Here is a 13,339-nt window from a genome sequence, read left to right on the forward strand (position 1 = left end):
CACATGGAGTTGCTGATCGTCGGCCTGGTCATCGCCCTCTTCATGGTGATCACTGTGCTCAAGGCGGTACGCATCATCCCGCAGGCCAGGGCTCGCAACGTCGAGCGGCTCGGCCGCTACCACCGCACGCTGAAGCCCGGCCTCAACTTCGTCATCCCGTACATCGACCGCGTCTACCCCGAGATCGACCTGCGCGAGCAGGTCGTCTCCTTCCGCCCGCAGCCCGTCATCACCGAGGACAACCTGGTCGTCGAGATCGACACCGTCCTGTACTTCCAGGTCACCGACCCGCGCGCGGCCGCCTACGAGATCGCCAACTACATCCAGGCGGTCGAGCAGCTCACCGTCACCACGCTGCGCAACGTCGTCGGCTCCATGGACCTGGAGAAGACCCTGACCTCGCGCGACACCATCAACAGCCAGCTGCGCGGCGTTCTCGACGAGGCGACCGGCAGATGGGGGCTGCGGGTCAACCGCGTCGAGATCAAGGCCATCGACCCGCCCAAGACCATCAAGGACGCGATGGAGAAGCAGATGCGGGCCGAGCGCGACAAGCGGGCCGCCATCCTCAACGCCGAGGGCCAGCGCCAGTCGCAGATCCTCACCGCCGAAGGCGACAAGCAGGGCCGCATCCTGCGGGCCGAGGGCCAGCGAGCCGCCGCCATCTTGGAGGCCGAGGGCCAGTCCCGCGCGATCGACCAGGTCTTCCAGGCCGTCCACCGCAACGACCCCGACCCCAAGCTGCTGGCCTACCAGTACCTCCAGGTGCTGCCGCAGCTCGCCCAGGGCGAGGGCAACACGTTCTGGGTGATCCCGAGCGAGGTCACCTCGGCGCTGCAGGGCGTCTCCAATGCCTTCACCGAGGTCCTGCCCCGCTCGGCCGCCACCCGCGAGGAGGTCACCGACGCTTCGGCCGCCGACGAGGAGGTGGCCAAGGCATCGAAGGCGGCCGCCGAAGCCGTCGCCGACGCTCAAGAGGCCGAGAAGGCGGGGGCGCCCCGCCAGCTCGGCGCCGCCGTACCGGAGCCTTCGCCCTTCCCCGACCCGGAGAAGGACCCGCACAAGGCCGAGCCCTGATACCAGGCGCTTCTGGCCATCGACAGGAGAGCAACTGCTACCGCACTGTGAGTGCCGAATAGGTGCGACCAGCACAGCAACCTGGTCTTGTCGAACATTCCGCCCGTGCTGGAACGCATCCTGATGATCATCGGCCCGCGCACCGCGTTCCAGGTGGAGCCATCGGTGGAAGAGGCCATCGAGACGGTGCAGCCACCACCCGGGTCTAAGGCACCTGAGCAACAGCCCGACCCGTCATAGACCCGGCGTGGCCGAGAAGATCACCTGAAGATGTTTTCCTCATATAAAGTTCAGGTGTATCGATTCCGGCTCTTCCTCATCCTGCCGAGGGGACGGTCACGGATATGGGCGACGCTGCTGATCGACGCTTTACTTGGACCTTCCTGACCAACCATGCCCGCGTGCTGCTGGTCATCGCGGCTGATCCGCAGGTGCGGATCCGGGACATCGCCGCCACCGTCGGCATCACCGAACGGGCCGCTCAGAGCATCGTGACCGACCTGCTGGCGGCCGGCTATGTGGAGCGGATCCGGCAGGGCCGCCGCAACCGGTATGCGATCGTTGCGGGCCGGCACCTGCGTCACCCCAGCCAGCGCACCGTTCCCGTCCAGGCGCTCATCGACCTGTTCACCGGCTCTGACTTGCTCGCCAGTGTTCCGGTCCCCAGTGAGCAGCCCCGCTCGGAGGCCGAGCTGCTGGAGAGCGGCCCCGCTCAGGAATGAGGCGGTTGAGCCCGCAGGTCGTCGCCGTGGTGGTGGCAGAGGATGGGCGGTGTGGTGGGCAAGGCCCGAAGGTGCGCGGGGTGCCTGGCCCCGCTGCGCTCCTAGATTCCGGTCCGGACAGGCAGGACTGAGTCTGGCGCATGACACCGTGATCACGGCGGCGACCGCGTTTTCGCAGGTCGCGTGCGCGCGCCGGTCACCTGCGGAACGCTCCTTCGCCCCTGGCGACGGCGAGCCGAGCGCCGAGCCCTGACGCCGGCAGCGCCATCGGCCCGTGGAGCGCGGTTCCTGGTCTGCGCGGCGGCCGGGGCGGTGACGGGTGCCGGGTGGGGTAGCGGGGTGGTGTGCCGTCCGCGTCCGTCACCGTCACGGCCGAGCGCGCCGGCCTGGCGCGCCGCCGGGCGCCGCGCCTGCTGGCCGCCGTGACCGGCGCGTGCCTGGCTCTCGCCTTTCCCGCCGTGAACGCCTGGTGGTGGGCGTGGTTCGGTCTCGTGCCGTTCGTGCTCCTGGTAGCCGGAGCGGGGACGTTGCGTGAGGCGGGGTGGCGGAGCTGGTGGGCGTCGGCGGGCTTCTTCGGGACGCTGCACCACTGGGTGCTGCCGTTCCTGGGCGTGTTCTGGCCGCTGGTGGTGCTGGTCCTGGGGCTGGTGTGGGTGCCGTTCGGGCTGGTCGCCCACGGGCTGCTGCGGCGCGTCTCCCCGGCCAGGGCGGGGGTAGCGCTGCTGGTGCTGCCCTCGGTGTGGGTGGCCGTCGAGGCGCTGCGGTCGTGGCAGCACCTCGGCGGGACGTGGGGGCTGCTCGGGTCGAGCCAGTGGCAGGTGCGGCCGGTGCTGGCCCTGGCCGCGCTCGGCGGGGTGTGGCTGCTCAGTTTCACCCTGGTCGCGGTCAACGCCGGGCTCGCGATCGCCGTGCTGCCGGACGCGGGCCGGCGGGCCCGGCTGACCGGCGCGGGAGCCGCCGTCGCGCTCGCCGCGTGCTCCGGGCTGGTACGGCCCGAACCCGTCGTGACGGGCGTCATACGCGTGGCAGGCGTGCAGCCGGGCCCCGTGCCCGGCCCGGAACGGCGCGTGGCCGCACACCTCCGGCTGACCGGCCAGATCGCCGGCCATGATCCCGACGTGGTGGTCTGGGGGCCGAGCAGCGTCGCCCTCAACCCCGCCCGGCGCCCGGAGGTGGAGCGCCTGCTGCGCCGGGCAGCCGCCGAGGCGGGCGCCGATGTGCTGGTGAACGTGGACGCGGCGGATTCCTCCGGCCAGATCGCCAAGTCGGCCTACCAGTACACGCCGCACGGGGTCGCAGACATCTACGTCAAGCAGCGACTGGTCCCGTTCGGTGAGTACATCCCGCTGCGGCCGGTGCTCGGCTGGATCGCGGGGCAGACCGAGGCGGCCGAGAAGGACCGGACCACCGGCGCCGGGCCGGTCGTGTTCGAGGTGGCCGGCCGCCGGGTGGGGCCGCTGATCTCCTACGAGTCGACCTTTCCGGACCTGCGGCGCGGCCTGGCCCGCAGGGGCGTGGACGTGACGATCACGCAGGGGTCGCTCACGACGTTCCACGGAAGCTGGGCACACGCGCAGCAGGCGAGCTTGGAGGCGCTGCGGGCGGTCGAGTCCGGCCGGCCGGCGGTGCTGGTCGAGGTGGACGGCACCTCGGCCGCGTTCGACGCGCGCGGCGCCCGGCTGGCCTGGTTCCCGCCCGAGTACCGTGGCGCGTTCGTGGTGGCCGTGCCGCTGTCTGTTGAGGAGACGCCGTACGTGCGGCTGGGTGACTGGGTGCCCGCCCTGGCGGGCGGGATCGCGCTCGGCGCCGCGGTTGGGGCAGCCGCCCGGCGGATCACCGGCATCGACTGATCGAAGGCTGTGATGCCACCACGGACTCACGCGACGGAACCTTGGGCGCGGAGTGGTACAGATTCCTGCCCCCGCTGCTGGTGGTGGTGCCGGTGGGCACTGCGGCGGAGTGGCAGGGCTGGGCGTTCTGTAAGCGGCGCTTTCCCGGCCAGTCCGGGCGGTCTTCGACAGGCGTGCGAGAGGTGGCGCGGCGGCGGACGGCGGCGTGGGACCGCGGCGGTGGAACCCACAGCGCAGCGGCGCTGATGAGGGCGGAGAAGATCAGCAGGATGCCCGCCAGGATCTCGAGAAGCACGGTGATGGACATGAGGACTCCCCCTCGGCCTCGCCTGGGCCTGCGGCCATGAGGACGAAGGTCTTCCCGCGCCCTCCGCCTCTGCGGCCGTATCGGCAGCTGCGTCGACGCGCGGCCGGAGGGCCATCCCGCCGGGTCTCCCCCAGGTGTGGAGACCGTGATGACGGCCGGGATGTCTGATGGCGGGTACTCCCCTTGCGTGCTCCTTCCACTATCAGCCCAGCTGGCGGCGCCGGTCAAACGCCTGCGATCACCCCCGAATCGGGCCGTCGAAGTGGAGCTGACCAGGAGGTTCGCCTAGCCTGGAAGGGCGAGGGGAGTACTTCCCAAGAGCCGGCCCGGTCAGTACGGGCGTGACCTCGCCCCCGGGCGGCCGCCCGCACAGTGGTGGGTGAAGGAGACCTCGAACGGCCCGCCGGGTCCGAGGAGGTTCCATGCCCGCCCCAACAAGCCTGATGATGGCCGCCCCATTGGAGACGGTCGCCTCGCCGCAGCTGTGGGCGATCACCGTTGGCGTCCTGGCGCTGCTGCTGGGCGCCGACTTCATCCTGACGCGCCGCCCGCACGAGGTGCGGATGCGCGAGGCGGTGGGGTGGTCGGTCTTCTACCTGGCGCTTCCCCTGCTGTTCGGCCTCTACGTGTGGCGTGCCTTCGGGTCGCAGGCGTCGGTGGAGTTCTACACCGGCTACGTGGTGGAGAAGTCGCTGTCGGTGGACAACCTCTTCGTGTTCATGCTGCTGCTCTCGGCGTTCGCGGTGCCGCGCGAGCGGGCCCAGCGGGTGCTGCTGTACGGCATCATCGGGGCACTGGTGTTGCGCGCGATCTTCATCGCCCTGGGCGCGGCCGCGCTACAGAGCGGCACCTGGGCGTTCCTGCTGTTCGGCGCGATCCTGATCGTCACCGCGTGGAAGATCCTCGCCGATGCGCTGAGCGGCAAGGAGCAGGAGGTGGACATCTCCTCCATGCGCTCGGTCCGCCTGGTGCGGCGCTTCATGCCGGTCACCGGCGACTACCGCGGCTCCCGCCTGGTGGTGCGCGAGCAGGGCCGGCGCGCCCTGACCCCGCTGGCGCTGGCCATCGTGGCCGTGTTCGCCACCGACATCGTCTTCGCGGTCGATTCGGTGCCCGCGGTGTACGGCGTGACCGACGACCCCTTCCTCGTCTTCGCCACCAACGCCTTCGCCCTGCTGGGCCTGCGGGCGCTGTACTTCGTGCTACTGGGCGTGCTGGAAAAGCTGCGCCACCTCAACCACGGCCTCGGCGTCATCTTGGGCTTCATCGGGCTCAAACTCCTCCTGCACTGGGCACACGGCATCTGGCCCGCAATCCCGCAGATCCCCACCCTGGTCTCGCTCGCGGTCATCATCGTGGCCCTGACGACCGTCACGATCACCAGCGTGCACGCCAACCGCCGCGATGCCCGCCGCGATGTCCAACGTGCCACCGTCCCACCCTCGGACGGCTAACTCGCGGGGCGCTCCCTTGCGTAGCTTGAGGAGCGTGTCCCGGCTACGCGCCGACCTCGAACGCCGATCAGATCATGTTCTTACCGAAGCCCAAACCAGCATCCTGCGCCGCCTGGCGAGATCCGCCTCCAGCTCGCGCAGCAGACCACCGATCCGGGCCGCGCCCGCGACAGCGGCCTGCACATCAACGGACGCCGACATCCCCGTCATCACGGTGACCGCGTCGCCGTACGCGCGAACCAGCACCGCCAGCGCGGCCTCCAGCTCTCCCCCCGCCGGCGTGCCCGGCACAGCAGCCATGCCCATCAGACCTCATCCCTGTTCCCTGTTCAGCGGGGGGCGACGCCCTAGTCTTTTACCCACTACCTGCTCTGCCATCCTGAAGAGGATCCCTGCAGGCAGCCGCATGGCAGGTGTGCCGTCCAAGCCCTAGCAGGTGCGCGGCGGAGAAACTCGCCGCCGGGGCCGTCGGCTCCAGGTCCGCCGCGCTCTCGTCCTTGGGCGCGCAGCGTCGAAGAGCAGGGCGGCCGTCGCTCGGGCGGTGGCAGCGGTGGAGGGTCCTTGTCCATGCGGGCCCCTCCACCCCAGTGGCTCCAGCCGTCAGGACCGACAACGTCTGGTAGCGATCCCAAAATCACGTCATCAAGTGGTCCAAGTCACAGCGTAGGGCCAGGCAGTGCGGATCCGCCGTTGGTCATCGAGGAATTGGGAGGGTGGCGACCTTGCTGGAACGCTGCTTGGTGAGCTCCTTGCGAAGGTTGTCGTTCTCGGCGGTCAGGACGTTGATGGCCCGGGCGAATATCTCGCTGGCGGTCCGGTAGTTGTCCCGCGCTTCCCGCAGGTCAGTCACTCGCTCCTTGAGCGTGGCGATCTCCTCCTGGAGTCTGAGCTCGCGGTCGGAGACGCCCTGCCTTGCCTTGACTTCGGCGTAGAACTGGTCCTTGAGGTCCTTGTGCTTGTGGGTGAGCTTGTTGCGCTTCAGCCCGGATTCCGCGGCCAGCGCGACGACGGTGAGATCTTCGACCGAGCGTTGCGGGTCAGCCAGCATCCGCTGTATCGCTGCGATGATGGCGTTGCGTTCTGCCTGGTGATTGAGCTGCTGGTCAGTCATGTCTCTTCTTGATCTCGAGGTTCGGTGAGATGAGGACGATCCGGGTGCTCTCGTGCCGGTCCACGATCGCTTCCAGGGCGGTGACTTGTTGCTTGAGCCTTTCCCGCATCGGGGTCGAGGTGAGGGGACTGGCGATCTCCTCGCCGAGTTCGGTGATCTCGCGCCGGAGTTGGGCGATGTGGCGGTCGGTGCGGGCGATGTTGGCGCAGGCCGGATCACACCGGTCGAGCGACGGGGGTATGTTCCGGGGTTTCCGTCGGATCTTCGTGATCTGGCACAGCGCTTTCGCAGGGTCGTTGTTGCAGGTCAGGAATGCTTCCGGGTTGTCGTAGACGTTGAATTGCGGCTCGTCCAGGAGCGCCTCGGCCATCTTGTCGGACAGGAACATCCCCTCGAACCGGACGTGGGCGTCCTGGGCGGCTTTGATCATTCGGCGGGCGGCGGGGCCGGAGACGCCCTCCCCGTTGTTGATGCGTTCGGAGAGGTCGTCGAGGTAGTCGGCGATGGCGCGGGCGGTCTCGACGTCCAGAACGCGCCGGAGTCCGTGGCGGGCCCGGCTGGTGTAGCTGTGGTCGGTGACGCTGGAGGCGCGTAGGTGGCCGTATTGGGTGGCCAGGGCGATCCGGCCGCCGGGCAGGCGAGCGATGTGCCAGGCGATCGTCTTGCGGAACCGCTTCATGGTGATGCGGCCGTCGGGGTCATCTGGGATGCGCTCGGATGCCAGGTTGTGTCTTTCGGCCGCCTGGTTGGCGAAGCAGATGAGCTTTTGGATGCGCCCGGCCGCGGCTGTGGTGGATAGCAGGTCCGACTCCCGTGCTGGCCGTGTGTGGCGTGGTTGGGTCAGATACCAGGCCGGGTTGGCCGGGAACAGGTGTTCGCCTTCGGCGATCGTCTCAAGGACACGGATGGCGCGGACGACCGGCATGATCACCGTCCAGGGTAGATCCCGAGGGAGTCCGTCAGGGACAGGACGGCCCAGTTCATCCCGGACGCCTTTCAGAACGTTGCCGTAGATCTGGTAACGGACGGCCCGCTGGTCGTCGTTGTGGTCGGGTTCTGGGCAGCATCCGGCTTTCAGCCCGAGCACCTCGGCGGGTCTCATCCCCGACAAGTAGCCGATCACGATCATTGAGGCCGTGGCCAGGTGCTGCATCAAGGCCGGCGATTCGTAAAAGTCGATCTGGTCGGTCCACGGCTGGCCGTGCAGTAGCCCGCGCACCGGAGTGCGAAGCGGAGCCCGGTCGCTGACGACAAGCGCAGGGCGGCGGTTGACCATTCGGCTGACCTGCAGAGCGTTGGTTCCCAAGACCCCGGCCAGGTAGAGGCAGGCCGCGCTCTTCTGGCCCTTCATGGTCGTTCCGGGTAGGGGGCGGCCTTGAGCGATGCACTCTTGGAGGAACGCCCTCATCTTCGGTGTCGTCGCCGGCGTGTAGGTATCCAGGGCCTGCGCCGTCAGCCCCTGGCGTTCACGCCAGCCAGCGATGATGTCGTCAGCGAAGTCCTCCACGAACCGGAGCGCCCAGATCAGCAGCGGAGACATCACCGCCGGATGAATAGGTGCGGTGGTGCCCATGGCGTCAGCTTCGGGCAGGTAATCGCTGAGATCTCCCGCTTCCCAGGGAGGCATGGGGATGCGGTCCTGCGCCGGCAGATGCGGCCCATAACCCCAGAGCAGACTGATGGAGTAGAGGATCTTTGTGGCTTCTCGGCTGCCTTTGATGCCGACACGGGCGGCGTAGGTTTCGAGGTCGTCGGTAGTGACCTGCGCGAGCGTGGTGATCCCGTGCTCCGCCGACCAGTTCACGAAGTCACGCAAGTACCCCAGGTGAGTGCGGATCGTTTCGGCGGAACGCCAGAGGGCCCGGCTGGTCGCCTTGCGGTCCAGGAGCTCTTCAGGGGTGGGCATGTTGATCATGCACCAGCCCGTCCGGCGAATCGAGGAACACATCGCCAGGTCGGTGTAGTCGTCCCATTTGACCGTCACCACGCTGCCGTGGCGGCTGGCGTTCAGGACCGACAGGTTCCATCGGTCGGCGCCGTAACGGGACACGGCGTCGATGTCCACCGGCCGGGTCAACCGGTTAGGGCTGACGAACGGGTCGCTGTCGCCGACGAGCCAGCCGTCGGCGCCCGCTGTGGCGTGGCGGCTGCTCATGTGGCCTCCAGCTTGCGGGTCAGCATGCGGTCGATCAAGCCTCGGTCGGCATCGGTGATCTGTGCTCGCGCCTGATCCCACTGGGCTCGAGGGACTCGCCCCTTCTGCGTGACTTCGTCGATGGGCAGGCTGTCCAGCCGCTGGAAGTGCTCGCGCCAGTCCCGTTCCCAGACCTCGGTGTCCAGCACGGTGCGCAGGTCGTTCAAGGTGTGGTGCAGATAGGCCAGCCGAGGCAGGTGCCGCTTGGTCGCGACCGCGTTCGGGCAGGCCAGACACATCAGGAACGACGCGGTGCAGGGCAGGCCGGGTTCGGTGAACGGGCTGCTGGTCAGGCCGGTGCAGGCCGCGGTCGGGGTGTCGTGCAGTCCGTCGGCGATCTCCCGGGCCAGCTCCGGGTCATCCGACAACTCGATCAACTCGTCGGCGTCCTCGCCCAGCACCACCCGCATCTGCATAATGATGCGGGCGTGCTCGACCGCGTCGGTCAGGCCCTGGGCGACAGTGTCGCGGACTTCGCCCAGGAGTTGCGGATCACCCATGACGTAGACGTCATCGTGGACGGTCTGGGTGTTCTGCGCGGGCTCCTTACGGATCAGGACCTGGACAGTGCGGCGCAGTCGCCGCAGGCTGACGTTGTGGGGGTGGTAGTCATCCAGGTCAGGATCCCGCTCCTTTTGGTTGGGGATGCCGAGGGCGAAGTACTTGCCGACGCCTCCCGAATACAGCCGCCGCCAGACCAGCAACCGGTTGGTTGGCCGACCCTGTAGCCGCAGATGCTCCCGGGCCAGATCGGTCGCCTCGATCACCTGTCCCATCAGCCGCCCTGGCGTTCCGGGCCCGGCATCCAGCAGGTTGTTGGTGGTGTGCCGGAGGTGGACGGGCCGGCGCCTCTTGTCGATCTCCACCATGTGGATGTCGAACTCTTCTTCCCCGGCGGCAGGGTCATGGTCGGGGACCAGCATCTGGTTCAACGGAGCCCGATTCCACGCCTCGCTGGCCACCAGAAGTGTCCCTGCGGCCAGCGCCTCGACACGGGTCGGGAACAGCCGTGCCCAGGTGACTCCGGGACCGCGACCACCCAGCGCCTTGTCATACTTGCGGACCACATAGCGATGAGACGGGTGAGAGTTCGGATAGAGGGGGACGTCGCCGGTCGTGAGCACCCAATGCAGGGCCTCACCGACGAGCCAGTCGGGGCCGTCATGGGGGATCTCCCCTGCATACCACCGCCGCAACAGGTCTCGGTTGGTGCGGATCCGTACCAACGCCGTGTTGAAGATCGCTGCGGCCGACGACCTGATCTGCTCATACTCCTCGTAGGAATAGGAGGGCGGCGTCCGCCGGGGCGCCACTCCAAGGCGCCGATTCACCACCTTGAGCGTCTCCGCCGCAACCCCCGGAATCAGGTTCAGCAGCGCCTGCACCCGGTGGGCTGTCATCCTCCCGAGCTGGCCGGCCGGAAGTTGCAGGACCCAGGCGTCCCAGCACGCCGCAGTGATCCCTTCCGGGGCCTGGAGCGGCTCCTGCCTTTGGGAAGCGAACTCCAAGAACGCATAGATCGCCCGGTAGGAGAAGAGGCAGGTGCTGAAGGACCGCCAGGTCCCCCCAGGCCCACTCTTGCGGTCGAATGCGGCTGCGAACGCCCGGCGCAGCTCAAGGCTCCCGGGAATGACCCGTCCATTGGGCGTCTGGGTGAAGTCGCAGACGCCGCCGACGGTGCCGTCCTCCTCGAAGACGGTCACGCGCAGGCCGTCGGACGACAGTGACGGAGGCCGGGTGAACCCGCTCGGCGGCAGGGCCGCCTTCCTGCCGTGCCGTCCGACCACTACGCTTCCTCTTCTTCGCCGGGCGGCACGTCGATGACCAACCGGCTGGAGACGGCGACCTTGGTGAAGATCTCGCTCAGGTCCTCCGTGCCGTCCAAAATCATCGCCAGCCGGATCCCGTTCAGCGGCTCTAGATAGATCTCACGAGTCATGGCCTCACTCTTGTGCCCGAGTAGGTCCTTCACCAGCGGGAACACCTCGCCGTAGACCTTCCGCAGATGCTCACGGTCCCCGCGGTCCAGGCCGTAGCGCAGATCAAGGCCGCGCTTCAAGGTGATCAGCATCTTCAACGCGAACGAGTGACGGCAGACATGCGGCGAGACCACGATGCCCAGACCGTAGCGGGCGCACCGGTCGTTGGCGGCGTCGAACACCTTCTCCCACGACTCGTAAGCCATCGGCATGCCGCCCTCGGTCAACCACAACTGCAACGGCTCCAGACCGGACTCGCCCTCGATGAACAGCCTCTTACGGTCGTGGCAATCCAGCTCGCTCATCGCGGCCTTACCCTGGTTGCCGAGGCTGTCCTGCCAGGAGATGGTGCGGGCCCGGTCTCGGCCGATGGCGATGACGATCAGCTTGCCGCGCAGCCGGTCATAGGCGCCGCGGCGCTGGGCGCGGCGGATCGCCGCCCGCCGGGTCGTGGCCATGTAGGCCTCGATACTGCCCACCGCGTCGGCGTGCAGGTAGAACATCCGCTGACGCCGCTTGGCGATCGCCGCCGCCACCGTCCCCTCGTAATAGGTGTGGCCCAGCACCGCATCCGGCACCTCCAGCGTCAGCAGGCACCCACCCTCCCGAAGCCGCAGCCCCGACTCATTCAGCAGGTCCGCGAACGCGGCATTCCGGCCGTCGTTGCGCCCCCGCCACCCCTTCTCCGGCAGGCCCTCCGGTGTGAACCCGCGCAGCCCGATATCCCTCCAGAGCCGCAACGTCCTGGGGGTGTACCACTTCACATGCGAGGACTTCACATCCGTCGACCGGTTCGCCGGCACCTCAGACGTCGACCCGTCCCGGGCCCGGACCGTGTGCATGGTGATCGGACTGACGGCCATGTGCCCGTTGGAGACCGCCCAGTTGTAGAGCAGCAGAAACGCCGCCAACTCCCGATCCCACTTCGACCCGCCGATCCGCACCGGGTTGTCCTTCGACCGGCGCCGCCACGCCTCCCAGTCATCGATGTCGTCGGAGTCCGCCTCCAGCCAGGCCTTCCCGCGCCCCCACAAGAACGTCAAGAACAGCCGGTAATCCTTCACGTACGCCTTCTTGGTCCCCTCGGCCAGGCGGGCGAACCGAGACCGACGGAAGAACCGGGCCAGCAGCGGATCCACCCGCCCCGTCGGATCGACCAGGATCGGCGTACCCGCCTCGATCGACAACGCCCGCTCACGCTCGTCGATGTCGGCCCACTCATCCAGGAGCTCCAGCCACCCCCGAGGAACCCCCACACCACGAGTGGTCCAGTACAACTGCCACTCCCCGAACACATCACTGTCCGTAACCGAAACACACGTCACAGAAGGCATGCGGGACAAGATAGAAGCAACTAACACAACACGCTCAGACCTTCCGGGGAAGCCTCGCGGCGGAGTTTTCCGATGCACGTGACCGTCGGTGCGCTGGTGGTTCGCAGTGGCGCCGAGATTCTGCTTGTCGAGCATCTGGCGTACGGGATCATTCTGCAGCCTGGTGGTCACCTCGAGCCGGCCGATACCGCGCTGATGGACGCGGCTGTGCGGGAGCTGGCGGAGGAGACGGGTATCGACTCCGGCGAGGTCTTCCCAGCGTCACCGATTCCCGTCTACGTCGAGTACGGCAGGGTGCCGGCACGACCGGAGAAGGACGAACCGGAGCACTATCACCTCGACATCGGGTACTCCTTCGTGACGGCAGCGGAGGTGGGGCGCATCCAGGAATCCGAGGTGAGGGGTGTTGCCTGGTATCCGCTTGTAGAGGCCGAGCGCCTTGTCGGGCACCGCATTGCGCGTGCGGTCTGACCGGACCAGCCGGAGGCTGCCGGTCGGCGCGTGCATTCAGGAAGGAGAAATCAGACCCGCCAAGGCCGAAGACACCGGTCCGCGACCCGGCAGTACGCAGCCTAAATGAGGCCGCCAGGCGCGGTCCGGAATCTTCGAGACCCCAGTCCGGCGGTGACCTCACTCGCCGAAGGTCAGCAGGGGCACGTTGTAGAGGTCGGAGTTGCGGGGGCGACGCATGGCTGGGGCGCTGACTTCGACGATGAGGAGTTCGGTGAGGAACTGGACGTTGGCTGCGAGTAGGTGGCTGGTGTAGCCGTTGGCGGAGTGCTCCTTGAGCCCGACAGTGACGTGGATGTGCGGAAGGATCTGGTTGGCCTCAGCATCCCAGGCGATGGTGCCGCAGCCGAGGGCCTCGACGTTGGCCAGATGGACCTTGACCAGACCGGTGCCTGAGGATCGGGAAGTTTCTCGCAGGTGCTGACGATGTCCGCCTCGGCGAGGTCGGCCAGGAACATGGGCATGTATCCCTGCCGTACGCCGGCATGCGGCAGAAGTTGCTCAGCGCGGTGAAGAAGTCCTCGCCGTGATCGAAGGTGCGGCCGGTGGTGCGTTCGTGGCTAAGCATTGACGCCTCCGGTCTCGTGGAAGATCTGGGTGATTTCTCCTAGGTGAGCACCTGCTGTCAGCAGGGTGGTGAGGAGGACGGGGCTGCCCGAAGGCGTTCTTCATGGCCATCCGCGTCAGAGCTAATGAACCAGTCCCGGTCCGAAACACCTATCAGCCGCGGGTAGTTTGATCACCCGTTGGAAGAGGTTGGAGCAGGTGGCAGGACCACAGCAGGACCCCAAGCAGTCCCCG

The 13,339-nt window shown here is 67.8% G+C and carries 12 protein-coding genes; 6 read left to right on the forward strand and 6 right to left on the reverse strand.

The annotated features are described in order from the left end of the window. Positions 1–3 precede the first annotated feature (3 nt). The 4 genes from ACTWQA_RS15130 (at position 4) to lnt (ending at position 3,649) form a co-directional block, all read left to right on the forward strand. On the forward strand, positions 4–1,077 hold the full coding sequence (locus ACTWQA_RS15130; protein WP_443159852.1) for an SPFH domain-containing protein: 1,074 nt from the start codon (positions 4–6) through the stop codon (positions 1,075–1,077). Positions 1,078–1,182: 105 nt separating this feature from the next. After that, positions 1,183–1,317 (forward strand): hypothetical protein, encoded by a 135-nt coding sequence (locus ACTWQA_RS15135; RefSeq protein WP_443159853.1) that lies wholly within the window; start codon positions 1,183–1,185, stop codon positions 1,315–1,317. Between the two features lie 161 nt (positions 1,318–1,478). After that, positions 1,479–1,799, forward strand: coding sequence for a helix-turn-helix transcriptional regulator (locus tag ACTWQA_RS15140; protein WP_443159854.1), 321 nt, complete (start codon positions 1,479–1,481; stop codon positions 1,797–1,799). Positions 1,800–2,143: 344 nt separating this feature from the next. Continuing rightward, positions 2,144–3,649 carry an apolipoprotein N-acyltransferase gene (gene lnt, locus ACTWQA_RS15145; RefSeq protein WP_443159855.1) on the forward strand — a complete coding sequence of 502 codons (1,506 nt, stop codon included), beginning with the start codon at positions 2,144–2,146 and terminating at the stop codon, positions 3,647–3,649. On the opposite strand, the gene ACTWQA_RS15150 is transcribed toward lnt, so the two are convergent. Further along, the gene (locus ACTWQA_RS15150; RefSeq protein ID WP_443159856.1) at positions 3,633–3,956 is read right to left on the reverse strand and encodes a hypothetical protein; all 324 of its coding nucleotides are present in this window, start codon (positions 3,954–3,956) and stop codon (positions 3,633–3,635) included. The two genes, lnt and ACTWQA_RS15150, sit on opposite strands and share 17 nt — an antisense overlap. A gap of 422 nt (positions 3,957–4,378) precedes the next feature. Here ACTWQA_RS15150 and ACTWQA_RS15155 point away from each other — a divergent pair, with 422 nt between their 5' ends. After that, on the forward strand, positions 4,379–5,410 hold the full coding sequence (locus ACTWQA_RS15155) for a TerC family protein (RefSeq protein ID WP_443159857.1): 1,032 nt from the start codon (positions 4,379–4,381) through the stop codon (positions 5,408–5,410). A 72-nt stretch (positions 5,411–5,482) separates the two neighbouring features. Here ACTWQA_RS15155 and ACTWQA_RS15160 read toward each other — a convergent pair whose 3' ends face one another. The 5 genes from ACTWQA_RS15160 to ACTWQA_RS15180 form a co-directional block, all read right to left on the reverse strand. After that, positions 5,483–5,710 (reverse strand): hypothetical protein, encoded by a 228-nt coding sequence (locus ACTWQA_RS15160; RefSeq protein WP_443159858.1) that lies wholly within the window; start codon positions 5,708–5,710, stop codon positions 5,483–5,485. A 394-nt stretch (positions 5,711–6,104) separates the two neighbouring features. Further along, positions 6,105–6,521, reverse strand: a complete 417-nt coding sequence (locus tag ACTWQA_RS15165) for a hypothetical protein (protein ID WP_443159859.1) — start codon at positions 6,519–6,521, stop codon at positions 6,105–6,107. Beyond that, positions 6,514–8,676, reverse strand: coding sequence for a hypothetical protein (locus tag ACTWQA_RS15170; protein WP_443159860.1), 2,163 nt, complete (start codon positions 8,674–8,676; stop codon positions 6,514–6,516). Before ACTWQA_RS15170 ends, ACTWQA_RS15165 begins: the two co-directional genes overlap by 8 nt. Then, the gene (locus tag ACTWQA_RS15175; protein ID WP_443159861.1) at positions 8,673–10,502 is read right to left on the reverse strand and encodes a hypothetical protein; all 1,830 of its coding nucleotides are present in this window, start codon (positions 10,500–10,502) and stop codon (positions 8,673–8,675) included. Before ACTWQA_RS15175 ends, ACTWQA_RS15170 begins: the two co-directional genes overlap by 4 nt. Continuing rightward, positions 10,502–11,971, reverse strand: coding sequence for a hypothetical protein (locus tag ACTWQA_RS15180; RefSeq protein ID WP_443159862.1), 1,470 nt, complete (start codon positions 11,969–11,971; stop codon positions 10,502–10,504). Before ACTWQA_RS15180 ends, ACTWQA_RS15175 begins: the two co-directional genes overlap by 1 nt. A 129-nt stretch (positions 11,972–12,100) precedes the next feature. Here ACTWQA_RS15180 and ACTWQA_RS15185 point away from each other — a divergent pair, with 129 nt between their 5' ends. Further along, complete coding sequence (locus ACTWQA_RS15185) at positions 12,101–12,499, forward strand: NUDIX hydrolase (protein ID WP_443159863.1); 399 nt, start codon at positions 12,101–12,103, stop codon at positions 12,497–12,499. The last annotated feature ends 840 nt before the right edge of the window (positions 12,500–13,339 follow it).

Source organism: Nonomuraea sp. 10N515B, from assembly GCF_052245915.1.
Taxonomy (GTDB): Bacteria; Actinomycetota; Actinomycetes; order Streptosporangiales; family Streptosporangiaceae; genus Nonomuraea.